At 58.6% G+C, this 21,740-nt stretch carries 34 protein-coding genes and 1 pseudogene; 32 read left to right on the forward strand and 3 right to left on the reverse strand.

The window, feature by feature from the left end:
- The 30 genes and pseudogenes from tuf to rplQ all read left to right on the forward strand — a co-directional run.
- A pseudogene (tuf, locus tag JHD59_RS08460) lies at positions 1-290 on the forward strand (elongation factor Tu); the annotation flags it as partial.
- Positions 291-308: 18 nt separating this feature from the next.
- Positions 309-620 carry a 30S ribosomal protein S10 gene (gene rpsJ, locus JHD59_RS08465; RefSeq protein WP_011137734.1) on the forward strand — a complete coding sequence of 104 codons (312 nt, stop codon included), beginning with the start codon at positions 309-311 and terminating at the stop codon, positions 618-620.
- Positions 621-778: 158 nt separating this feature from the next.
- Entirely contained in the window at positions 779-1,423 is a 645-nt protein-coding gene (rplC, locus tag JHD59_RS08470) for a 50S ribosomal protein L3 (protein WP_043627140.1), read from the forward strand.
- Positions 1,423-2,043: a 50S ribosomal protein L4 gene (rplD, locus tag JHD59_RS08475; RefSeq protein ID WP_071109263.1), complete on the forward strand. Its 621-nt coding sequence runs from the start codon at positions 1,423-1,425 to the stop codon at positions 2,041-2,043. Before rplC ends, rplD begins: the two co-directional genes overlap by 1 nt.
- On the forward strand, positions 2,040-2,348 hold the full coding sequence (gene rplW / locus JHD59_RS08480; RefSeq protein WP_019100830.1) for a 50S ribosomal protein L23: 309 nt from the start codon (positions 2,040-2,042) through the stop codon (positions 2,346-2,348). The genes rplD and rplW overlap by 4 nt, the downstream gene beginning before the upstream one ends.
- 11 nt (positions 2,349-2,359) lie before the next feature.
- Positions 2,360-3,193: a 50S ribosomal protein L2 gene (gene rplB, locus JHD59_RS08485; protein WP_011137730.1), complete on the forward strand. Its 834-nt coding sequence runs from the start codon at positions 2,360-2,362 to the stop codon at positions 3,191-3,193.
- Between the two features lie 6 nt (positions 3,194-3,199).
- Positions 3,200-3,478 (forward strand): 30S ribosomal protein S19, encoded by a 279-nt coding sequence (gene rpsS / locus JHD59_RS08490; protein WP_011137729.1) that lies wholly within the window; start codon positions 3,200-3,202, stop codon positions 3,476-3,478.
- A gap of 9 nt (positions 3,479-3,487) precedes the next feature.
- Positions 3,488-3,817: a 50S ribosomal protein L22 gene (gene rplV / locus JHD59_RS08495; protein ID WP_043627133.1), complete on the forward strand. Its 330-nt coding sequence runs from the start codon at positions 3,488-3,490 to the stop codon at positions 3,815-3,817.
- 10 nt (positions 3,818-3,827) lie between these two features.
- A complete protein-coding gene (gene rpsC, locus JHD59_RS08500) occupies positions 3,828-4,529 on the forward strand; it encodes a 30S ribosomal protein S3 (RefSeq protein WP_103317548.1) in 702 nt (233 codons plus the stop codon).
- Entirely contained in the window at positions 4,513-4,929 is a 417-nt protein-coding gene (rplP, locus tag JHD59_RS08505) for a 50S ribosomal protein L16 (protein WP_043627131.1), read from the forward strand. Before rpsC ends, rplP begins: the two co-directional genes overlap by 17 nt.
- On the forward strand, positions 4,929-5,117 hold the full coding sequence (gene rpmC, locus JHD59_RS08510) for a 50S ribosomal protein L29 (RefSeq protein ID WP_043627129.1): 189 nt from the start codon (positions 4,929-4,931) through the stop codon (positions 5,115-5,117). Before rplP ends, rpmC begins: the two co-directional genes overlap by 1 nt.
- 1 nt (position 5,118) lies before the next feature.
- Complete coding sequence (gene rpsQ, locus JHD59_RS08515; protein ID WP_043627127.1) at positions 5,119-5,382, forward strand: 30S ribosomal protein S17; 264 nt, start codon at positions 5,119-5,121, stop codon at positions 5,380-5,382.
- 205 nt (positions 5,383-5,587) lie between these two features.
- Positions 5,588-5,956: a 50S ribosomal protein L14 gene (rplN, locus tag JHD59_RS08520; protein ID WP_043579386.1), complete on the forward strand. Its 369-nt coding sequence runs from the start codon at positions 5,588-5,590 to the stop codon at positions 5,954-5,956.
- Between the two features lie 9 nt (positions 5,957-5,965).
- The gene (rplX, locus tag JHD59_RS08525; protein WP_011137722.1) at positions 5,966-6,280 is read left to right on the forward strand and encodes a 50S ribosomal protein L24; all 315 of its coding nucleotides are present in this window, start codon (positions 5,966-5,968) and stop codon (positions 6,278-6,280) included.
- A gap of 9 nt (positions 6,281-6,289) precedes the next feature.
- The gene (rplE, locus tag JHD59_RS08530) at positions 6,290-6,829 is read left to right on the forward strand and encodes a 50S ribosomal protein L5 (protein ID WP_043627125.1); all 540 of its coding nucleotides are present in this window, start codon (positions 6,290-6,292) and stop codon (positions 6,827-6,829) included.
- A gap of 4 nt (positions 6,830-6,833) precedes the next feature.
- Positions 6,834-7,139 carry a 30S ribosomal protein S14 gene (gene rpsN / locus JHD59_RS08535; RefSeq protein ID WP_043627122.1) on the forward strand — a complete coding sequence of 102 codons (306 nt, stop codon included), beginning with the start codon at positions 6,834-6,836 and terminating at the stop codon, positions 7,137-7,139.
- A gap of 15 nt (positions 7,140-7,154) precedes the next feature.
- Positions 7,155-7,550: a 30S ribosomal protein S8 gene (gene rpsH / locus JHD59_RS08540; RefSeq protein ID WP_043627120.1), complete on the forward strand. Its 396-nt coding sequence runs from the start codon at positions 7,155-7,157 to the stop codon at positions 7,548-7,550.
- A 9-nt stretch (positions 7,551-7,559) separates the two neighbouring features.
- Positions 7,560-8,093, forward strand: a complete 534-nt coding sequence (gene rplF, locus JHD59_RS08545) for a 50S ribosomal protein L6 (RefSeq protein WP_103317550.1) — start codon at positions 7,560-7,562, stop codon at positions 8,091-8,093.
- A 13-nt stretch (positions 8,094-8,106) separates the two neighbouring features.
- Positions 8,107-8,460, forward strand: coding sequence for a 50S ribosomal protein L18 (gene rplR, locus JHD59_RS08550; RefSeq protein WP_043627115.1), 354 nt, complete (start codon positions 8,107-8,109; stop codon positions 8,458-8,460).
- Positions 8,461-8,473: 13 nt separating this feature from the next.
- Positions 8,474-8,992 (forward strand): 30S ribosomal protein S5, encoded by a 519-nt coding sequence (gene rpsE, locus JHD59_RS08555; RefSeq protein ID WP_071109264.1) that lies wholly within the window; start codon positions 8,474-8,476, stop codon positions 8,990-8,992.
- Positions 8,985-9,170 (forward strand): 50S ribosomal protein L30, encoded by a 186-nt coding sequence (gene rpmD, locus JHD59_RS08560; RefSeq protein ID WP_043627110.1) that lies wholly within the window; start codon positions 8,985-8,987, stop codon positions 9,168-9,170. The genes rpsE and rpmD overlap by 8 nt, the downstream gene beginning before the upstream one ends.
- Before the next feature lie 3 nt (positions 9,171-9,173).
- Entirely contained in the window at positions 9,174-9,605 is a 432-nt protein-coding gene (rplO, locus tag JHD59_RS08565; RefSeq protein WP_043627107.1) for a 50S ribosomal protein L15, read from the forward strand.
- A gap of 11 nt (positions 9,606-9,616) precedes the next feature.
- A complete protein-coding gene (secY, locus tag JHD59_RS08570; RefSeq protein ID WP_043627105.1) occupies positions 9,617-10,936 on the forward strand; it encodes a preprotein translocase subunit SecY in 1,320 nt (439 codons plus the stop codon).
- Positions 10,937-10,959: 23 nt separating this feature from the next.
- On the forward strand, positions 10,960-11,178 hold the full coding sequence (gene infA, locus JHD59_RS08575; RefSeq protein WP_031296780.1) for a translation initiation factor IF-1: 219 nt from the start codon (positions 10,960-10,962) through the stop codon (positions 11,176-11,178).
- 36 nt (positions 11,179-11,214) lie between these two features.
- Entirely contained in the window at positions 11,215-11,328 is a 114-nt protein-coding gene (gene rpmJ, locus JHD59_RS08580; RefSeq protein ID WP_011137711.1) for a 50S ribosomal protein L36, read from the forward strand.
- Between the two features lie 70 nt (positions 11,329-11,398).
- Complete coding sequence (rpsM, locus tag JHD59_RS08585) at positions 11,399-11,761, forward strand: 30S ribosomal protein S13 (protein ID WP_043627102.1); 363 nt, start codon at positions 11,399-11,401, stop codon at positions 11,759-11,761.
- A gap of 18 nt (positions 11,762-11,779) precedes the next feature.
- Positions 11,780-12,175, forward strand: a complete 396-nt coding sequence (gene rpsK, locus JHD59_RS08590) for a 30S ribosomal protein S11 (RefSeq protein WP_011137709.1) — start codon at positions 11,780-11,782, stop codon at positions 12,173-12,175.
- An 18-nt stretch (positions 12,176-12,193) separates the two neighbouring features.
- Positions 12,194-12,814, forward strand: a complete 621-nt coding sequence (rpsD, locus tag JHD59_RS08595; protein WP_043627100.1) for a 30S ribosomal protein S4 — start codon at positions 12,194-12,196, stop codon at positions 12,812-12,814.
- A gap of 23 nt (positions 12,815-12,837) precedes the next feature.
- A complete protein-coding gene (rpoA, locus tag JHD59_RS08600; protein WP_043627098.1) occupies positions 12,838-13,821 on the forward strand; it encodes a DNA-directed RNA polymerase subunit alpha in 984 nt (327 codons plus the stop codon).
- Between the two features lie 24 nt (positions 13,822-13,845).
- Positions 13,846-14,241: a 50S ribosomal protein L17 gene (gene rplQ, locus JHD59_RS08605; protein WP_011137706.1), complete on the forward strand. Its 396-nt coding sequence runs from the start codon at positions 13,846-13,848 to the stop codon at positions 14,239-14,241.
- 71 nt (positions 14,242-14,312) lie between these two features.
- On the opposite strand, the gene JHD59_RS08610 is transcribed toward rplQ, so the two are convergent.
- Positions 14,313-15,227, reverse strand: a complete 915-nt coding sequence (locus JHD59_RS08610) for a glutaminase (protein WP_199153925.1) — start codon at positions 15,225-15,227, stop codon at positions 14,313-14,315.
- Positions 15,228-15,260: 33 nt separating this feature from the next.
- Positions 15,261-16,058, reverse strand: coding sequence for an MOSC domain-containing protein (locus JHD59_RS08615; protein WP_199153926.1), 798 nt, complete (start codon positions 16,056-16,058; stop codon positions 15,261-15,263).
- A 405-nt stretch (positions 16,059-16,463) separates the two neighbouring features.
- On the opposite strand from JHD59_RS08615, the gene JHD59_RS08620 reads away from it, so the two are divergent.
- Together JHD59_RS08620 and JHD59_RS08625 are read left to right on the forward strand one after the other, a co-directional pair.
- Positions 16,464-18,341 carry a methyl-accepting chemotaxis protein gene (locus JHD59_RS08620; protein WP_199153927.1) on the forward strand — a complete coding sequence of 626 codons (1,878 nt, stop codon included), beginning with the start codon at positions 16,464-16,466 and terminating at the stop codon, positions 18,339-18,341.
- Between the two features lie 150 nt (positions 18,342-18,491).
- Positions 18,492-20,138, forward strand: a complete 1,647-nt coding sequence (locus tag JHD59_RS08625; protein WP_103317557.1) for a methyl-accepting chemotaxis protein — start codon at positions 18,492-18,494, stop codon at positions 20,136-20,138.
- Positions 20,139-20,229: 91 nt separating this feature from the next.
- On the opposite strand, the gene lnt is transcribed toward JHD59_RS08625, so the two are convergent.
- Positions 20,230-21,720 carry an apolipoprotein N-acyltransferase gene (gene lnt / locus JHD59_RS08630; protein ID WP_199153928.1) on the reverse strand — a complete coding sequence of 497 codons (1,491 nt, stop codon included), beginning with the start codon at positions 21,718-21,720 and terminating at the stop codon, positions 20,230-20,232.
- Positions 21,721-21,740: the final 20 nt, after the last annotated feature.

Genomic DNA, 21,740 nt, shown 5'->3' on the forward strand with positions numbered 1-21,740 from the left:
TCACTCCGCACACCGAGTTCCAAGCTTCCGTGTACGTGCTGTCCAAGGACGAAGGTGGCCGTCACACCCCGTTCTTCGCGAACTACCGTCCGCAGTTCTACTTCCGTACGACCGACGTGACCGGCGCGATCAAGCTGGCTGAAGGCGTGGAAATGGTAATGCCGGGTGACAACGTGGAAATCTCCGTTGAACTGATCGCACCGATCGCCATGGAAGAAGGTCTGCGCTTCGCTATCCGCGAAGGCGGCCGTACCGTCGGCGCCGGCGTGGTTGCCAAGATCCTCAAGTAACGGAAGCGGAGATTTTTCATGTCTAGCCAAAAGATCCGCATCCGCCTGAAGGCGTTCGATTACAACCTGATCGATCGTTCCGCTCAGGAAATCGTTGAAACCGCTAAGCGTACCGGCGCCGTAGTCAAGGGCCCGGTTCCGCTGCCGACCAAGATCGAGCGTTTCAACGTTCTGCGCTCCCCGCACGTGAACAAGACTTCCCGCGACCAGCTGGAAATCCGCACTCACCTGCGTCTGATGGACATCGTAGACCCGACCGACAAGACTGTTGATGCTCTGATGAAGCTCGACCTGCCGGCCGGTGTGGATGTGGAAATCAAGCTGCAGTAATCGCTTAAGTTCAAGGGTTTGCAAGCTAAGTGCTTGCGATTCTTGAATTTTCTGTGATACATTAGCGGACTCGCCATTTAGGCGAGTCCGTTTTTGTTTTTTATGTCGTGTTTTTTATGCCGGTCAATCGCAATCGGCGCCTGAAAAAGGAAATAAACATGAGTTTAGGTCTTGTCGGTCGCAAAGTCGGCATGACCCGCATTTTTGCCGAAGATGGCGCAACCATCCCGGTAACTGTGCTGGACATGTCCGCTAACCGCGTCACGCAAATCAAAACTGCAGAAACTGACGGCTACAATGCCGTTCAGGTCACTTTTGGCTCCAAGAAGGCCAATCGTGTAAACAAGGCTGCAGCCGGCCACTTCGCCAAGGCTGGCGTTGAAGCAGGTGAGGTTCTGGTAGAGTTCGCTCTGTCCGCCGAAGCTGTCTCCAACCTGAAGCTGGGCGATGCTGTCGCTGTTGAAACCTTCTCCGTTGGTCAACTGGTTGATGTGACCGGTACCTCCAAGGGTAAGGGCTTCTCCGGTGTGATCAAGCGTCACAACTTCTCTTCCAACCGTGCTTCCCACGGTAACTCGCGTTCGCACAATACGCCGGGTTCCATTGGTCAAGCTCAGGATCCGGGTCGTGTATTCCCGGGCAAGCGCATGGCCGGTCAGTACGGTAACGTCAAGAGCACGGTTCAGTGCCTCGAGATCGTTCGTATCGACGCCGAGCGTCAGCTGATCCTGGTTAAGGGCGCAGTCCCGGGTGCCAAGAACGGCGACGTAGTCGTGCGTCCTAGCGTGAAAGCGGGTGCGTGATGGAATTGAATGTAATCAATACCCAAGGCAAGGCTGTTGGTAGCCTGCAAGTGTCCGACTCCCTGTTCGGCCGCGACTACAACGAAGCTCTGGTACACCAAGTTGTTACCGCGTTCCTGGCGAACGCCCGTAGCGGCAACCGTGCCCAGCTGACTCGTGCCGAAGTGAAGCACTCGACCAAGAAGCCGTTCCGTCAGAAGGGCACTGGTAACGCTCGTGCAGGTATGACTTCCACCCCGAACCGTCGTGGTGGTGGCCGCGCCTTCCCGAACAAGCCGGACGAGAACTTCACCCAGAAGATCAACCGCAAGATGTTCCGTGCTGGTATGGCAGCTATCCTGTCGCAACTGGTGCGTGACGAGCGTCTGATCATCGTGGACGAGCTGAATGTAGCCAGCCCGAAGACCAAGGAATTCGTGGGCACTGTGCAGCCGATGGGTCTGGAGCAAGCTCTGTTCATCACTGGCGAGCTGAACGAAAACCTGTATCTGTCTTCGCGTAACCTGCCGAACGTGCTGGTTATCGAAGCTCAACAAGCTGACCCGTACAGCCTGCTGCGCTTCAAGAAGACCGTGATCACCCGCGACGCCGTGAAGCAACTGGAGGAGCAGTGGGCATGAACCAAGAACGTCTGTTGCAAGTAATCCTTGCTCCGATCGTTTCCGAAAAGAGCACCATGATTGCTGAGAAGAACCAGCAAATGGCGTTCCGTGTTGCTAAAGACGCAACCAAGCCGGAAATCAAGGCCGCTGTTGAAATGCTGTTCAACGTAAAAGTTGAAGGCGTTTCCACTGTGAACGTCAAGGGCAAGGTTAAGCGTTTCGGCCGTAGCATCGGTCGTCGCAGTGACTGGAAAAAGGCCTACGTTAGCCTGGTTGAAGGTCAAGAAATCGACCTGACCGCTACCCCGGCCGCGGCGGAGTAAGGAGATAGAGCATGCCTATCGTTAAGGTAAAACCGACTTCCGCGGGTCGCCGTGCTGTCGTCAAGGTGGTAAACCCTGACCTGCACAAGGGTGCTCCGCACGCTGCCCTGGTTGAGAAGAAAAACTCCACCGGTGGTCGCAATCACAATGGTCACATCACCACGCGTCATCGCGGTGGTGGCCACAAGAAGCACTACCGTCTGATCGACTTCCGTCGCAACAAGGATGGCATCCCGGCAAAAGTGGAACGCATCGAATACGATCCGAACCGCACTGCCCACATCGCTCTGTTGTGCTACGCCGATGGCGAACGCCGCTACATCATCGCCCCGCGTGGCGTGAAGGTTGGCGCGGTTCTGCTGTCCGGTTCCGAGGCTCCGATCAAGGCCGGTAACGCTCTGCCGATCCGCAACATCCCGGTGGGTACCACTATCCACTGCGTGGAAATGCAACCCGGCAAGGGCGCTCAGATGGTTCGCTCCGCTGGCGCTTCTGCAATGCTGCTGGCTCGTGAAGGCGTGTACGCTCAACTGCGTCTGCGCTCTGGCGAGATCCGCCTGGTGCACGTCGATTGCCGTGCGACCGTTGGCGAAGTGGGTAACGAAGAGCACTCCCTGCGCAAGCTGGGCAAGGCCGGTGCTACTCGTTGGCGCGGCATCCGCCCGACCGTTCGCGGTACGGCGATGAACCCGATCGATCACCCGCATGGTGGTGGTGAAGGCCGCACTGGCGAAGGCCGCGTACCGGTGAGCCCATGGGGCACTCCGGCTAAGGGCTTCCGTACCCGTCGCAACAAGCGTACCGACAACATGATCGTACGCCGTCGCTATTCCAACAAAGGGTAATTGACAATGGCACGTTCGCAGAAAAAAGGCCCGTTCGTTGACCTGCATCTCCTGAAGAAGGTGGATGCGGTACGGGCAACCAGCGACAAGCGTCCGATCAAGACCTGGTCCCGTCGTTCGACCATCCTGCCGGACTTCATTGGTTTGACCATCGCTGTACACAACGGTCGCACTCACGTTCCCGTCTATGTTTCTGAAAACATGGTCGGCCACAAACTGGGTGAATTCTCGCTGACTCGCACCTTCAAAGGCCATGCTGCCGATAAGAAGGCGAAGAAGAAGTAAGGTGAAGCGATGAGAGTATCTGCAAATCTGAAAAGTGTTCGCCTGTCGGCACAAAAGTGTCGTCTGGTGGCCGATCTGGTCCGCGGCAAGCCCGTTGATCAGGCGCTGAATATCCTGGCCTTCTCCCCGAAGAAGGGCGCGGTAATCATCAAGAAAGTGCTGGAATCTGCAATCGCTAACGCCGAACACAACGAAGGCGCTGACATCGACACCCTGCGTGTCACCAGCATCTTTGTTGACAAGGGCGCTAGTCTGAAGCGTTTCACTGCCCGTGCTAAGGGTCGTGGCAATCGCATCGAAAAGCAGACCTGCCACATCTCGTTGACCGTTGGCAATTAAGGGGTAAGAAATGGGTCAGAAGATTCATCCGACGGGATTCCGTCTTGCCGTTAACAAAAACTGGTCTTCCAAGTGGTTCGCGTCTTCGCAGAACTTCCCGGAAATGCTGAAGCAGGATATCGAAGTTCGCGAATTCCTGAAGAAGCGTCTGGGTCACGCTTCGGTTGGCCGCGTAACCATCGAGCGTCCGGCCAAGTCCGCCCGCATCACCATTCACAGCGCCCGTCCGGGCGTGGTGATTGGCAAGAAGGGCGAAGACATTGAAGTTCTGAAGCAAGAACTGCAAAAGCGCCTGGGCGTGCCGGTTCACGTGAACATCGAAGAAGTTCGCAAGCCGGAACTGGACGCGCAAATCATCGCCGACGGCATCGCTTCCCAGCTGGAAAAGCGTGTTATGTTCCGTCGCGCCATGAAGCGCGCCATGCAAAACGCCATGCGTCTGGGTGCCGAAGGCATCAAGATCATGTCGTCCGGTCGTCTGAACGGTATCGACATCGCGCGTAGCGAATGGTACCGCGAAGGCCGCGTTCCGCTGCATACCCTGCGCGCTGACGTGGATTACGCTACCTCCGAAGCCAAGACTACCTACGGTATCATCGGCATCAAGGTATGGGTATACAAAGGCGAGCTGAAGCCGGGCCAAGTTGTGGCTACGCCGGCAGCTCCCGAGAAGAAAATGAGAAAGGGTGCCCGCAATGCTGCAGCCAACTAGACTCAAGTACCGCAAACAGCACAAAGGCCGTAACACCGGTATCGCCACTCGTGGCAATAAGGTGAGCTTTGGTGATTTCGGTCTGAAGGCTGTTGGTCGTGGTCGTCTGACCGCGCGTCAGATCGAAGCTGCGCGTCGTGCGATGACTCGTCACATCAAGCGTGGCGGCCGCATCTGGATCCGTATCTTCCCGGACAAGCCGATCACCTCCAAGCCGGCCGAAGTCCGTATGGGCGGGGGTAAGGGCTCTCCGGAGTACTACGTGGCTGAGATTCAGCCTGGCAAGATGCTGTACGAAATGGATGGCGTATCCGAGGAACTCGCTCGCGAAGCTTTCCGTCTGGCCGCAGCTAAGTTGCCGATCGCCACTGTGTTCGTAACCAAACAGGTAGGTCAGTAATGAAAGCGTCCGAACTGAAAGCCAAAACTGTTGAAGAGCTGAAGGCGGAACTGCTGAGCCTGCTGAAGGCCCAGTTTGCGCTGCGCATGCAGCACGCTACTCAGCAACTCGCCAAGACCTCTGAACTGAAGAAAGTGCGTCGCGACATCGCTCGTGTTCGTACCGTTCTGAAAGAAAAGGCAGTTTAAGATGAGCGAAACCAAAGTGGTACGTACGCTGACCGGCGTTGTGGTCAGCGACAAGATGGATAAGACCGTGACCGTACTGGTCGAGCGCAAAGTAAAGCACCCGATCTACGGCAAGATCATCCGTCGCTCCAAGAAGTTCCACGCACACGACGAAAACAACGAGTTCAAGGCTGGCGACATCGTAGTAATCAGCGAGTCCCGCCCGCTCTCGAAGACCAAATCGTGGGTGGTAACTGGCCTGGTTGAGAAATCTCGCCAGGTATAAAGCTTGCAGAGGACCTCGGTCCTCTGTATAATGGCCATCTCCTGCACTCTTCGTGCAGGAGTTCCGCCCTTACGGGGTCCAAAACTGGCCGTTTGATACGCCACAGAATGATCTGTGGCGTTTCCGCTGTTCGAGCCTGGCATCGCGCCCAAGCTAACGGCAGTGGAAAGTGACGGATAAAGTTGGATTAGAAAGGTAATCTCAAATGATCCAAATGCAGACCATGCTTGAGGTCGCTGACAACACTGGTGCGCGTCACGTTATGTGCATCAAGGTGCTGGGTGGCTCCAAGCGTCGCTATGCTAGCGTAGGTGACATCATCAAGGTGAGCATCAAGGATGCCGCTCCGCGTGGTCGCGTCAAAAAAGGCGACGTATACAACGCGGTCGTGGTACGCACTGCCAAAGGCGTGCGCCGTCCGGATGGCTCTTTGATCAAGTTTGACAGCAATGCTGCCGTACTGCTCAACAACAAGCTTGAGCCGATCGGCACACGTATCTTCGGGCCCGTTACGCGTGAACTGCGTACCGAACGCTTCATGAAGATCGTATCGCTGGCTCCTGAAGTGCTGTAAGGAGGTCACATGCGCAAAATTCGTAAAGGTGATGAAGTCGTAGTAATCACCGGTAAAGACAAAGGCAAGCGCGGTACCGTCCTGCGTGTTCTGGAAACCAAGCTGGTAGTTGAAGGCGTGAATGTCGCCAAGAAACACCAGAAGCCGAACCCGGTACGTGGCGTAGCTGGCGGCATCGTCGAGAAGACCATGCCCATCGATGCTTCCAACGTCGCGATTTTCAATCCGGCAAGCCAAAAGGCTGACCGCGTAGGCTTCAAGGTTCTTGAAGACGGCCGCAAGGTGCGCGTGTTCAAGTCCAGCGGCGAAGTTATCGGCGCCTAAGGAGCTAACATGGCACGTCTCTACGATTTCTACAAAGACAGCGTAGTGCCAGAACTGATGAAACAGTTCGGCTACAAGTCGATCATGCAAGTTCCGCGTATCGAGAAGATCACCGTGAACATGGGCGTGGGCGAAGCCGTTGCCGATAAGAAGGTAATGGAATTCGCCGTGGGCGACCTGGAAAAGATCGCCGGCCAGAAGCCGGTTGTCACCACCGCTCGCAAGTCCATCGCAGGCTTCAAGATTCGCGACAACTACCCGGTAGGTTGCAAGGTAACTCTGCGTCGCGAACGCATGTACGAGTTCCTGGACCGCCTGGTAACCATCGCTTTGCCGCGCGTTCGCGACTTCCGTGGTGTATCTGCCAAGTCCTTTGATGGCCGTGGCAACTACAACATGGGCGTTAAAGAACAGATCATCTTCCCGGAAATCGAGTACGACAAGATCGATGCTCTGCGTGGTATGAACATCACTATCACCACCACGGCGAAGACTGACGAAGAGGCCCGCGCTCTGCTGGCCGCGTTCAAGTTCCCGTTCAAGGGTTAAGCACATGGCACGACTTGCACTGATTAACCGTGAAGAAAAGCGCGTCAAGCTGGCCAATAAGTTTGCTGCCAAGCGTGAAGCCCTGATCGCCACCATCAACAACCAGAACCTCTCGGAAGAAGAGCGTTTCGCTGCCCGCCTGCAACTGCAGCAACTGCCGCGCAACGCTTCTCCGGTTCGCCAGCGTCGTCGCTGCGCCGTGACCGGTCGTCCGCGTGGTGTGTTCCGTAAATTCGGCCTGGGTCGCAACAAACTGCGTGAGATCGCCATGAAGGGCGAGATTCCGGGTGTTGTGAAGGCCAGCTGGTAATAGGAGACACATAGAATGAGCATGCACGATCCTATTTCCGATATGTTGACCCGCATCCGCAACGGCCAAACCGCTTCCAAGGTCAAGGTTTCCATGCCTTGCTCGAAGCTGAAGGTTGCGCTGGCGCAGGTGCTGAAGGAAGAAGGCTACATCGAAGACTTCGCCGTTGCCGGCGAAGAGAAGAAGCCTGTTCTTGATATCCAGCTCAAGTACTACGCTGGCCGTCCGGTGATCGAGCGCATCGAGCGCGTATCCCGTCCTGGCCTGCGCGTGTACAAGGGCTCCACCGAAATCCCGAAGGTCATGAATGGTCTGGGCGTGGCGATTCTGTCCACCTCCAAGGGCGTGATGACCGATCGCAAGGCACGCGCAGCCGGTATCGGCGGCGAACTGCTCTGCGTCGTGGCGTAAGGGGGTCAAATGTCTCGCGTAGCTAAGAATCCGGTAGCCATCCCGGCCGGCGTCGAAGTGAAGTTCGGCGCTGCAGAAGTGACTGTTAAGGGCGCCCTGGGCTCCCTGAGCACCGCTCTGTGCAACGACGTGGAAGTGAAGCTGGACAACAACCAGCTGACTTTCGCTGCCAAGAACGACAGCAAGTTCGCACGTGCCATGTCCGGCACCCTGCGTGCCCTGCTGAACAACATGGTGAACGGCGTATCGAAGGGCTTCGAGAAGAAGCTGCAGCTGGTCGGCGTGGGCTATCGTGCCCAAGCCCAAGGCGATACCCTGAACCTGTCTCTGGGTTTCTCGCACCCGGTGGCTCACAAGATGCCGGAAGGCATCAAGGTTGAGACTCCGACTCAGACCGAGATTCTGGTCAAGGGCGCTAACAAGCAGCTCGTTGGTCAGGTCGCAGCCGAGATCCGCGCTTACCGCTCGCCGGAGCCCTACAAGGGCAAGGGCGTTCGTTATGCCGACGAGGTTGTGGTTCTGAAAGAAACCAAGAAGAAGTAACTGAGGCACTGACATGGACAAGAAACAAGCTCGACTCCGCCGCGCACGTAAAACCCGTGCACGGATTGCGGAGCTCAAGATGGTGCGCCTCTCTGTGCATCGCACCAATAGCCACATTTACGCCCAGATCATTGACGAGACCGGCAGCAAGGTACTGGCCAGCGCTTCTTCGCTGGAAGCAGAAGTCCGCGCTGAGCTCGCCAATGGCGGCAACGTGGCAGCTGCGGCCGTGATCGGCAAGCGCATTGCCGAAAAGGCAAAAGCCGCTGGCATCGTGAACGTGGCCTTCGACCGCTCCGGTTTCAAATACCACGGTCGCATGAAGGCCCTGGCTGACGCCGCTCGCGAACACGGCCTCGTATTCTAATTCGGAGTGAAGAATGGCTAAGCACGAAATGGAAGATCGCGGCGACGGTCTGGTCGAGAAAATGATCAGCGTCAACCGCGTCACCAAAGTGGTTAAGGGCGGCCGTATCATGGCTTTCTCCGCCCTGACCGTGGTTGGTGATGGCGACGGCGGTATCGGCATGGGTAAGGGCCGTTCCAAGGAAGTTCCGGTTGCCGTACAAAAGGCAATGGAACAAGCCCGCCACAACATGGTTAAGATCCCGCTGAAGAACGGTACACTGCAACACACCGTTATCGGCAAGCACGGTGCCACCACCGTCTTCATCCAGCCGGCCAAAGAAGGTACCGGCGTGAAGGCTGGCGGCCCGATGCGCGCGATCTTTGATGCAATGGGTGTTCACAATGTTTCGGCCAAGATTCATGGTTCCACCAACCCGTACAACGTGGTGCGTGCAACCCTGAATGGCCTGAGCAACATCAACACCCCGGCGCAAATCGCTGCCAAGCGTGGCCTGAGCGTCGAGGACATCCTGGGGGTGGGTCATGAGTAACGCCAAGACTGTAAAGGTCACTCTGGTAAAGAGCCTGATCGGTCGCCTGGAGTCTCACAAGGCCTGCGCCCGTGGTCTGGGTCTGCGCAAGATCCGTCAGACCGTTGAAGTGCTCGATACCCCTGAAAACCGTGGCATGATCAACAAGATCAGCTACCTGCTCAAATTCGAGGGCTAAGAGATGCTGCTGAACACCGTACAACCGGGCGTCGGCGCCAAGCATGCCAAGCGCCGTGTCGGCCGTGGCATTGGCAGCGGCCTGGGCAAAACTTGCGGCCGTGGCCACAAGGGTCAGAAGAGCCGTGCCGGTGGTTTCCACAAGGTAGGCTTCGAAGGCGGTCAAATGCCGCTGCAACGTCGCCTGCCGAAGCGTGGCTTCAAGTCGCTGACCGCTCGCAAGGTTGCTGAGGTTCGCCTGTCCGAACTGAACCTGCTGCCGGTTAACGAAATCGATCTGCTGTCTCTCAAGCAAGCTGGTCTGGTATCCGCTCAAGCCCTGGTGGCCAAAGTGGTTCTGTCCGGCAAGATTGAGCGCGCAGTGAAACTGCGTGGTATCGGCGCTACCGCCGGTGCCCGCGCTGCCATCGAAGCTGCCGGCGGCAGTATTGAATAAGGCATTTATCTGTGGCGAATACTTCTCTAGTGGCAAATGCCAATAAGTTTGGTGATCTGAAACGTCGCATCTGGTTCCTGATTGGCGCGCTGATCGTTTTCCGTATCGGTGCCCACATTCCGGTTCCGGGCGTCAATCCTGCCGAGCTAGCGAAGTTGTTCCACACATCGCAGACGGGCCTGCTCGACATGTTCAACATGTTCTCGGGCGGCGCCCTCTCGAGGTTTACCGTGTTTGCCCTGGGCATCACGCCGTATATCTCGGCTTCCATCATTCTGCAGTTGGCGGCGGAAGTGATTCCGACGCTGAAACAGCTGAAGAAGGAAGGCGATGCGGGACGTCGCAAGATAACCCAGTACACGCGTTATGCCACTGTGGCGCTGGCGACTTTCCAAAGTTTCGGCATCGCGGTGATGTTGTACAAGCAGCCAAACCTGGTGATGACTGCTCAGTGGGAGTTTTATCTGACATCCGTAGTGTGTCTGGTTACCGGTACCATGTTCTTGATGTGGTTGGGTGAACAGATCACCGAGCGGGGTATCGGCAACGGTATCTCGTTGATCATCTGCGCGGGTATCGCTTCAGGTGTTCCGGCTGCCATTGGTAAAACCCTGACTCTGACCAGTCAGGGCTCTTTGCCCATTCCGTTTGCCATCTTGCTGTTTGTCGCAGTGATCCTGGTGACTTTCGTGGTGGTCTACGCCGAGCGTGGCCAGCGCAAAGTTCTGGTGAACTATGCCAAGCGTCAGGTGGGCAACCGCGTCATGCAGGGCCAGAGCACGCATTTGCCGCTCAAGCTCAACATGGCGGGGGTGATTCCTCCGATCTTTGCCTCCAGCATCATCCTGTTCCCGGCCACTGTTATCGGCTGGTTTGGCCAGGGCGAGCACATGTCTTGGTTGAAGGGCGTGGCTGACAAGCTGCATCCGGGTCAACCGATCTATGTGCTGCTGTACGCGGCGGCGATCATCTTCTTCTGCTATTTCTACACGGCGCTGGTTTTCAGCCCGAAAGAAACGGCTGACAACCTGAAGAAGAGCGGGGCGTTCATCCCGGGCATCCGTCCAGGTGAGCAGACTTCTCGTTACATTGAGAAGATCATCCTGCGGCTGACACTGATCGGTGCGATCTACATCACGCTGGTCTGCCTGATGCCGGAATTCCTGATCCTGAAGTGGAACGTACCGTTCTACTTCGGCGGTACATCGCTGCTGATCATGGTGGTGGTGACGATGGACTTCATGGCGCAGGTGCAGTCCTATGTGTTGTCGCATCAATACGAGAGCTTGCTGAAGAAGGCTAACTTCAAAGGCAACGCCCTTACCCGCTGACACACGAGTTCACACTGGGTTATATGGCTAAGGAAGACACTATCCAGATGCAAGGCGAGATCTTGGAAAATTTGCCTAGCGCAACTTTCAAGATCAAGCTCGAAAATGGACACGTGGTACTCGGGCATATCTCTGGGAAGATGCGGATGCACTACATCCGCATCCTGCCAGGTGACAAGGTGACTGTGGAGTTGACTCCATACGATCTGTCCCGCGCCCGAATTGTGTTCCGCGCGAAGTAACGCATTCGCTCTTTTAGGATTTGAAAGGATCTGAACATGCGAGTACAGCCTTCTGTAAAGAAGATTTGCCGTAATTGCAAAATTATTCGTCGCAATCGCGTGGTTCGCGTGATCTGCACGGACCCGCGTCACAAGCAAAAGCAAGGCTAACATTTGTTAGACCTGGATTTGCGTGATACAATCGCAAACTTTTCAAGGTCTTAAGGCTTAAGGAAAGAGTATGGCCCGTATTGCAGGGGTAAATATCCCCAATCATGCGCATGCCGTTATCGGCCTGCAGGCAATTTTCGGCATCGGTCAGACTCGCGCGCAGCAAATTTGTGCTGCTGCTGGCGTGAATCCCTCCACCAAGGTGAAGGATCTGACTGAAGCTGAAATGGAAACTCTGCGTGATCAAGTGGCGAAGTTCACCGTTGAAGGTGACCTGCGTCGCGAAATCACCATGAGCATCAAGCGTCTGATGGACATGGGCTGCTATCGCGGCTTCCGCCATCGTCGCGGCTTGCCGTGCCGCGGTCAGCGCACTCGCACTAACGCGCGTACCCGTAAGGGACCGCGTAAGGCGATCGCCGGCAAGAAGTAATTTTAAGGAACACAGAGAATGGCTAAAGCAAACACAGCTGTCCGTGTACGTAAAAAAGTGCGCAAGTCTGTTAGCGAAGGTATCGTGCACGTGCACGCTTCGTTCAACAACACCATCATCACTATCACCGACCGTCAAGGCAATGCACTGTCTTGGGCTACCTCTGGCGGCGCTGGTTTTAAGGGCTCGCGCAAGAGTACACCCTTTGCCGCTCAGGTAGCTGCAGAGCACGCTGGTAAAGTTGCCCAAGAATACGGTGTGAAGAACCTCGAAGTTCGTATTAAAGGCCCGGGCCCGGGTCGTGAATCCGCTGTTCGCGCACTCAACTCGCTGGGCTTCAAGATCACCAGCATCTCCGACGTGACGCCGGTACCGCACAACGGTTGCCGTCCGCCCAAAAAACGTCGTATTTAATTCGGAGAGTGTGAGAACATGGCACGTTATATTGGCCCGAAGTGTAAGCTCGCTCGTCGTGAAGGCACCGACCTTTTCCTGAAGAGCGCGCGTCGTGCACTGGATTCCAAATGCAAACTGGACACCGCTCCTGGTCAGCATGGCGCCCGTCGCGGCCGCCTGTCCGACTACGGCGTTCAGCTGCGTGAAAAGCAGAAAATCCGCCGCATCTACGGCGTACTCGAGCGTCAGTTCCGCAACTACTTTGCGGAAGCTGTTCGCCGCAAGGGCTCCACGGGTGAAAACCTGCTGAAGCTGCTTGAGTCCCGCCTGGACAATGTTGTATATCGCATGGGCTTTGGCTCCACTCGCGCCGAAGCGCGCCAGCTGGTTAGCCACAAGGCTATCGTTGTGAACGGCCAGGTTGTGAACATTCCGTCCTACCAGGTTAAAGCCGGTGACGTAGTGTCCGTCCGCGAAAAGGCCAAGAAGCAGGCTCGTATCGTCGAAGGCCTGGCTCTGGCTGAGCAAGGCGGCTTCCCGACTTGGGTGTCCGTTGACTCCAAGAAAATGGAAGGCGTCTTCAAATCCGCTCCGGAACGTTCCGAACTGTCTAGCGATATCAACGAACAACTCGTTGTGGAATTCTACTCCAAGTAATCGCTAGCTCTTAGGGAATGACTATGCAAAACAGCGCTTCGGAATTTCTGAAACCTCGTCTGATTGACGTACAGCCGGTTTCCGCCACCCACGCTCGCGTGTCGATGGAGCCGTTCGAGCGCGGCTACGCCCATACCCTGGGCAATTCGCTGCGCCGTATTCTGCTGTCGTCGATGCCGGGCTATGCTCCGACCGAAGTGACTATCGCTGGCGTTTTGCATGAGTATTCCGCACTTGATGGCGTGCGGGAGGATGTCGTTGACATCCTCCTCAACCTCAAGGGCGTAGTGCTTAAGCTGCATGGTCGCGACAGTGTCGTGCTGACCTTGAAAAAGGAAGGCGAGGGCGCTGTCTTGGCTAGCGATATCGAGCTGCCGCACGACGTGGAAGTGATCAATCCGGAACACGTGATTTGTCACATCTCCGCAGGCGGCAAGATCGACATGGAGGTCAAGGTGGAGAAGGGCCGCGGCTATCAGCCGGTGTCCGTCCGCACCAGCCATGACGACAACCGTTCCATCGGTACCATCCAACTGGACGCTTCCTTCTCGCCGGTTCGCCGCGTGAGCTTTGCTGTGGAAAGCGCCCGTGTGGAACAGCGTACCGACCTCGACCGCTTGGTTCTCGACATCGAGACCAACGGCGTCATCGAGCCGGAGCAGGCTGTGCGCAACGCAGCCCGCATCCTGATGGATCAGCTGTCGATCTTTGCTGATCTCCAAGGCACAGCGGTTGAAGAAGTCGTTGAAAAGGCGCCGCCGATCGATCCGATCCTGCTGCGTCCGGTAGACGATCTTGAACTGACGGTCCGTTCGGCCAACTGCCTGAAAGCAGAGAACATTTATTACATCGGCGATCTGATCCAGCGTACCGAAACCGAGCTTCTGAAGACACCGAACCTCGGCCGCAAGTCGCTGAACGAGATCAAAGAAGTTCTCGCTTCCAAGGGCCTGACTCTCGGCATGAAGCTCGAGAACTGGCCTCCGGCTGGTCTGGAAAAGCCGTAAGTTTGAGACTAAAGGACATTAACAATGCGTCATCGTTACAGTAATCGTAAACTGAACCGCACGACCAGCCATCGTCTGGCGATGCTGCGCAACATGGCCAACTCGCTGCTGAAGCACGAAGTTATCGTGACCACGCTGCCGAAGGCCAAGGAACTGCGTCGTGTGGCCGAGCCGCTCATCACGCTCGGCAAGAAGCCGTCTCTCGCCAACCGTCGTCTGGCGTTTGACCGCACCCGTGACCGCGAAATCGTGGTTAAACTCTTTGACGTGCTCGGCGCGCGCTACGCTACCCGCAACGGTGGTTACGTGCGTATCCTGAAGTACGGTTTCCGCAAGGGCGACAACGCCCCGATGGCTCTGGTAGAGCTGGTGGACCGTCCGGAAGATGCCGTTGCCGTTGAAGACAACTCCGCCGAGTAATCGACGAAGTTGCAGAAAAAAGCCAGCTCGGTTGAGCTGGCTTTTTTCATGCCTGTATGCGTTGCGCCAATCTAGAAAATCGATAAGCCCGTTCGCGTCGTGAAGCGGTCCAGCGCTTCCAAACCCAGCACCGAATTGCCGCGGCTGTCCAGTTGCGGGCTCCATGCCGCGATGCTCATCTTGCCTGGGATCACCGCCAGCAAGCCCCCTCCGACGCCGCTCTTGACCGGCAAGCCAACGCGATAAGCAAATTCGCCAGCGGCATCGTAGGTGCCGCAGGTCAACATGACGGCATTCACCTGTTTGGCCTGGCTGCGGCTCAGGTATCGTTCACCGGTCAGCGGCGACACGCCATGGTTGGCGAGAAATAGCCCGGCGCGCGCCAGCTCGCGGCAAGTCAGCGCGATGCTGCAGCTATCGAAGTATTGCTCCAACACGGTCTGCACCGCGTGATCGATATTGCCGTAACTTTTCATGAAGTGGGCCAATGCCGCATTGCGGTCGCCGTGCTCGCGTTCCGATGCGGCAATGACAGGATCAGCATCCAGCTTGGGGTTGCCGGTTTCCTGGCGCAGCCAATGCAGCAGATGGCGATGGGCATCGCCGAAGTGGCCCATGGCGCGATCGGTCACGACCAGGGCGCCGGCATTGATGAAGGGATTGCGCGGGATGCCGTGTTCGTATTCCAGCTGCACCAGCGAGTTGAAGGGATTGCCGGATGGTTCCTTGCCGACATGGCGCCACAGCGTCTCCCCGTCGACTTGCAGGGTCAGCGCCAGCATGAAGGCCTTGCTGATGCTTTGCATGGAAAACGGCGTGTCGGCGTCGCCGCAGGCGAATTGCTGGCCATCCAGCGTATGGATGGCGAAGCCGAACTGGTGCGGGGCAACCGAGGCCAGGGCAGGGATGTAGTCGGCTACCCGGCCTTGATCGTAGAAAGGCAGCACTTGCTGCCGGATATCTTCAATAAGCGCTTGCAGATTCATCGACAGATTTTAATCATGGCGTGGGCCGGCAGTCTAGAAGCTGTAACGCTCGCTGAGGATTTCGACGGAATCGCCTAACGTCAGGATGCCCTCATTGCAGGCGCGCAGATTGACGCCAAAGCAGACGCCCTCTTCCCGCCGGCGCGTGCGCACCAGCGTCTGCAGCGGTTCGCCGCCGGGATCCTTTTCACCGCTTTGCGGATCGACCGTGGTCAACACGCAGCGCGTGCACGGCCCGGTGATTTCAAATTCGACTTCGCCGATGCGGATGCGCTGCCATTCGTCCTCGATCCACGGGTAGTCGCCATCGATGACCAGATTGGGCCGAAAATGACGCAGGCTGACGGGGTGCTGCAGCTCGCGGTTGAGCGCATCGAGCGAGGCTTGGTTGACCAACAGATACGGGTGGCCGTCGGCAAAGCTCATTTTGTCCGAGTCATCCAGGTAGGGGCGCTGGGGTTCGGCGCCCAGCCAGAGCAAGCGGCAGTCGGCGCCGACGATGTCGGACAGCCAAGCATCGACGCGCGCATCGCCGTGGCAGGCAGGGAAGCTGTCCTTCCATACCTGCGCGGGATGGGGGTGGGTGTAGACGGTGGCCATCGCGAAAATCGGCGGCTTGTCCGGATAGTGCAGCAGGATGCCGCCCGGCAGCAGCTCGACTTTCAACCTGAGCAGGTGCGGATGGGTGCGGGCGGTGATCTGTTTCCCATCGGGGCTGACGATCAGCCATTCACGGTCATGCAGCAGGCCCAGTTTGCCGGCGTAGGCGCGGGTGGTGGCGATGCCGCGTGTCGATTTAAGCGGGTGGACAAACAGGGATGTCAGTTGCATGGCGTGGCTCCATCGATTTGCTGCGATGCTATCAGCTCATCAGGCGGATGGGTAGTTGCGGGGACTGCAAGTGGCAGAAAATGGCTATGACAAAATCTTTAACTAAAACGCATGGTTTGTTGCGGTAGGTTTGTAAGAGAACCATTGCATATATTTCACCGGCAATTTACATTGGGGGCGCGGCAGATTGTCGGACGATTTCTGCGTAAGTGCTTGGCAGGCCGGTACGGCCACTAAATGGCGCCAAGCTGCGAGGAAAGATGGTTGTGTTACGGTTTATCCGTTGAGGTTTGCGCGATTACGGGCTAAACCTGAGTAGGTAAAGACATGATAGATGGTGCCAGACACGGCGAAGTTCCAAGCTGTGATGGCTTCGCAAGCGATTGGGGATCTGGAGGAAGTGGTATGCGCTCTTTGCGAGTCAAGCTGATTGCTTTTATTGCCCTGCTGCTGGTGGTGTTGGGCGTTGTGATCACGATCCTGGTTTACGGCCAGATGCGCAATGAAATCATCCAAGGCGTGGAGAATGAGCTGGATGGCACCTCAAAGGGCTATGCCGGCTTGGTGGCCAGCTGGTACAAGAGCAAGGTGGGCGTGGTGATCGCGGCCAACCCGCTGGTGGCTGATCAGGATCCTCGGCAAACGCTGGCGCGGCTGAGCCAGGCCGGCGGCTTCGACATGACCTATATCGGCACCGCGCAGCACGTGATGATACGTTCGGACATGAAGCCGCAGCCGCAGGGTTATGACCCGGTGGCGCGGCCGTGGTATCAGCAGGCGGCGGCCAGCGGCAATCCCGGCGTATCCGATCCCTATGTGGACTTCGACACCAAAAAACTGGTGGTCACCTTCGTCTCCCCGGTCAAAGACGGCAGCGGCTTGAAGGCGGTGGTGGGCGGCGACATCTTCATCGACGACCTGGTGAAGACCGTGTTGTCGGTGAAATTGCGCGGCAACGGCTATGCCTTCCTGGTCGACAAGACCGGCAAAGTGATCGCCCACCCGGACGGCAGCCTGACGCTGAAACCGCTGACCGAAAAAGTCCCGGAGCTGACCGGCGAACGCTTGACGCAGTTGGCGGCGAGCAACGGCATGGTGCCGGTGCAGATCGGCGGCGAGAACAAGTTGGTGGAAGTCCAGCCGGTGGAAGGCACCAACTGGCTGCTGGGCGTGGTGACTGATGAGTCGGTCGTGACCAATCCCTTGCGCACCCTGCTGTTGACCATCATCGGCCTGGGCGCGGTGTGCGTCGCCATCCTGGCGGTCGTGGCCAGCGTGATACTGAGCAAGATGCTGTCCGGCTTGGGCCGCCTGCGCGGCGCGATGCTGGAAATTTCCCAGGGCGAGGGCGACCTGACTCGCCGCATCCAGGTTAGCGGTCAGGACGAAATCGCCGAAACCGCCACCGCCTTCAACCGCTTCATCGATCAGCTGCAGAAGATGTTCCTGGCGGTGAAGGAAGAGGCCGAGCGCGTGACTAACGGCGTCGAAAGCGTCACCCACACGGTGGACAAGGTGGCGCACGACTCGCGGCAGATCGCCGATGTGTCCAGCTCCAACGCGGCCACGCTGGAACAGATCACCGTCAGCATCTCGCATATCGCCGATGCTGCGCGCGAAGCCGACACGCTGGTCAACCACACCGGCGATGTTTCCAGCGAGAGCGCCAGCGGTATGCTGCGCATCTCCAATGAGATGAACAGCACGGTGGATGCGGTCAAGGGCCTGTCCAGCATGCTGGTTTCTCTGGACCAGCGCTCTCAGCAAATCAGCGGCATCACCAATGTGATCAAGGACATTGCCGACCAGACCAATCTGCTGGCGCTGAACGCGGCGATCGAGGCCGCCCGCGCCGGCGAGATGGGCCGCGGCTTCGCCGTGGTGGCCGACGAGGTGCGCAAGCTGGCCGAGCGCACCGGCCAGGCGACGGTGGAAATCTCCGGCATGGTCGGCACCATACGCGAGGAAACCAGCCAAGCGGTGAACAATATGCAGCGCACCGTCAACTCGGTGGATGGCGGCGTGGAGCTGACGCAGAGCGCGGTGGAGCGCATCGAGCAGATCCAGCAGGCGATGCAGGAAGTCATGGCCAAGATGAACGAAATCACCTTGTCCACCAGCGAGCAGCACAAGGCCACCACCCTGATCGCGCAGAGCACCGAGCAGATCAACGGCCGCATCGTGGACAGCGACGACGCTTTGCAGACGGTGCGCGACACGCTGTCCAGCCTGACGCAGTCGGCCAACAATATGCGGCAGCTGTTCTCGAGTTTCCACGTATGAGCCAGCGCCGCGACTGACGGCGGAAAGCCCGGATTATCCGGGCTTTTTTACACCAGGGGACGGTGCCGCGCGGGGGCGCGGTGTCCAGGCTGCGCGTAGCCTGGCTGTGGATAGAACAATAAGCGGCATGTGGGTGGGAAGGAGCGGGCGATGGAAAAAGCGACGGGATTGAGCCTGAAGGTCCGTCTGCAGGGGTTGATGCTGATTGCGGTGTTGGTGGTCTGTGTGCTGGGTGTGATCAGCGTGTTCAACCAGCGGCATAGCATGATGCAGGACCGGCAGGATAAGGTGCGCAACTTGGTGGAAAGCGCGGTTTCCCTGGTGAGCGCCTACGAGCAGCTGGTGGATAGCGGCAAGATCAGCGAGGCCGATGCCAAGCGCACGGTATCCAAAGTGCTCAGTTCGATGCACTACGACAAGTCAGACTATTTCTTTGCCTATGATGCCGACTGGACCTATGTCGCGCATGGCGCCAAGCCGGAATTGATCGGAAAGAATCTGGCGGGGGTGAAAGACCCGAATGGCGTCGAGCTGAAGACGCTGTTTCAAAACGCGATCTCGTCGCCCGGCGGCGGCGGATTCGGCGAGTATGTGTGGAGCAAGCCGGGCTTTTCTACGCCGCAGCCCAAGCTGTCCTATGTGACGACCACGCCGCGTTGGCATTGGATCGTCGGCTCCGGCATCTATCTGGATGACGTCGAGGCCGCGTTCCGGCATGAGCTGTTGTGGCTGGGCGGATTGATGCTGCTGGCGCTGCTGCTGTTGCTGAGTTTGGGCGGCATGATTCTGCGCAATGTCCTGGGGCAGTTGGGCGGCGATCCGCAAGACACGGTGGCGGTGGTCAAGCGCATCGCGGCCGGCCGCTTGTCCGAGCCGGTTGTGGTCCGCGCCGGCGACAGCAGCAGCCTGATGGCCGCGGTCAGCACCATGCAGCAGGAGTTGCAACGGCTGGTGCGCGACATCGTGGACGGCGCCCATCAGCTGTCCCTGGTCAGCAAGGAAGTGACCAGCGAGGCGGAGGCCGTCGGGCGCGGTTCAGAGCAGCAAAGCTCGGCCGCCACGGCGATGGCGGCGTCGATTGAGCAGCTGACGGTCAGCGTCAATCATATTTCCGACCGCTCGCAGGACGCGCGCGATCTGGCCAAAGAGTCCGGCACATTGTCCAAGAGCGGCGGCGCGGTGATCGCGGAGGCGGTGGATGAGATGCGCCGCATCAACGACGCGGTCGATCAGACTTCCGGCATCATCACCAGCCTGGCCGGCAAGACGCAGACCATTTCCAGCATCATGCAGGTGATTCGCGACATCGCCGATCAGACCAATCTGCTGGCGCTGAACGCGGCGATCGAGGCGGCGCGCGCCGGAGAAATGGGGCGCGGCTTCGCCGTGGTGGCGGACGAGGTGCGCAAGTTGTCCGAGCGTACGGCGCAGGCGACGCAGGAGATCGCCGCCATGATCCAGGATGTGCAGCAGGGTGCCGAGCATTCCCGCCACAGCATGGAGGAGGCGGTGGCGCGGGTGAAGTCCGGTTTGGGCCTGGCCGAACAGGCCGGGGCGGAGATCGCGCGGATTCAGGACAGCGCCAATGGGGTGATCGATGTGGTGGGAGACATCGCCTTCGCGCTGCAGGAGCAGAGCGTGGCCAGCCAGCATATCGCCGAGCATGTGGAAAAAATCGCGCAGAGCGCCACCAGCAATGCGGCGGCGTCGAATGCGGCTTCGCAGGCCATCCACAATATGCACCAATTGGCGGCCAATCTGCGTCAGCTGGTATCGCGCTTCAGCGTCGATAAGTAAGGCGGCCGCTTCCCCGGATGGGGAGCGTGTCATGAAAAAAGCGGCGGCGCGTTGAGGGACGCGCTGCCGCTTTATGTTTTCTTCCCCTGGCTCAGTAGCGGCCGCGCCGGCGCCAGCCCAGGGCGAGCGCCAGCAGCAGCAAGGCGCCGCAGCCGGCCACCACCGGCAGATTGCCAACTTGCATATACGGCGTCAGCCCCTGGCGGCTCTCGGCGAAGCCGGTCAGCACCTGGGTGGTGAACGGCGCGGCGATGGCGGAAATCTCGCCGTCCGGCCGGATGATGGCCGTCATGCCGTTATTGGTGGCGCGCAGCATGTAACGGCCGGTTTCCAGCGAACGCGCCTGCGACAGCTGCAGGTGCTGGCTCATGGCCTCGCTCTTGCCGAACCAGGCCAGGTTGCTGACGTTGGCCAGCATGCCGGCCTTGGAGGCGGGGCCGATCAGCTCTTCGCCGAAACTGTCCTCATAGCAGACGTTGAACGCCACCTTGTGCCCGGCCAGCTCCAGCGGCGGCTGGTTGGCGCCGCCGCGGCTGAAGCCGGAAAGCGGCATGTCCATATGCTGGTAGATCCAGCCGATCAAGCCCGGCAGCGGCACGAACTCGCCGAACGGCACCAGATGGTCCTTGGCGTAGTAGGGCATCTTCGGGTCGCTCAGCGCCACCACGGCATTCAGGTAGCCGCGGCCGTCATTGGTGCGGCGCGGCACGCCGCTGGCCAGCGCCATGCCGGAACGCTTGGCCTCGCCGCGCATCATGGTCAGATAGCCGGACGGCAGATCGTCCAGAAACAAGGGCAGCGCGGTTTCCGGCAGGATCATCAGGTCGGCGCGGGTTTTCGCCACTTGGCGGTAGTAGGTCAGCAGCGATTGCTCCAGATTCTCCGGCGACCACTTCATCTCTTGCGCGATATTGCCTTGGGCCAACGCCACGGTGATGGGCTTGCCGTCCGGGGTGGTCCACTCCCGGTCGCGCAGCCAGAAGCCGCTGCTCCATACCAGCGCGGCGGCCAGCAGTATGGCCAGCCGCTGGCGCATGCCGCCTCGCGCCAGCATGACCAGCCCGCCGGCCGACAGCGCCACCAGATAATTGACCAGATGGATGCCGCCGATAGGCGCGTAGCCGGACAGCGGGCTTTCCGTGATCTGGGAGTAGCCGGCGGCGGCCCAGGGGAAGCCAGTCATCACCCAGCTGCGCAGCCACTCGCCCAGTTCCCAGGCTGCGGGAAAGGCGATCAGCCAGCGCACAGAGGGGCGAGAGTCGATGCGGCAGGCAATCCACGATGCCAAGCCGGGGTACAGCCCCAGATAGGCCGGCAACAACAGCACCAGCGGCGCGGCAATCCAGGCCGGCAGGCCGGCCACGTCATGCAGGCTGTCGTAGATCCATTTGAAATTGCTGGCATAGGCGGAGACGCCCCAGACATAGCCTATCCAGAAGGCGCGGCGCGGTTCGTGCTGCAGCAGCTCGATCAGCGCGGCCAGGCACAACGGCATCAGCCAGAACATCCGGTAGGGGGCGAAGGCGAACAGGGTCAAGGCGCCGGCTAGCGCGGCGGCCAGCAGCAGGAACAGGATTCTCATCGGCTAGCGTATCGTGTGCA

It is taken from the genome of Chromobacterium sp. ASV23 (assembly GCF_016428945.1).
GTDB classification, from domain to species: Bacteria; Pseudomonadota; Gammaproteobacteria; order Burkholderiales; family Chromobacteriaceae; genus Chromobacterium; species Chromobacterium sinusclupearum.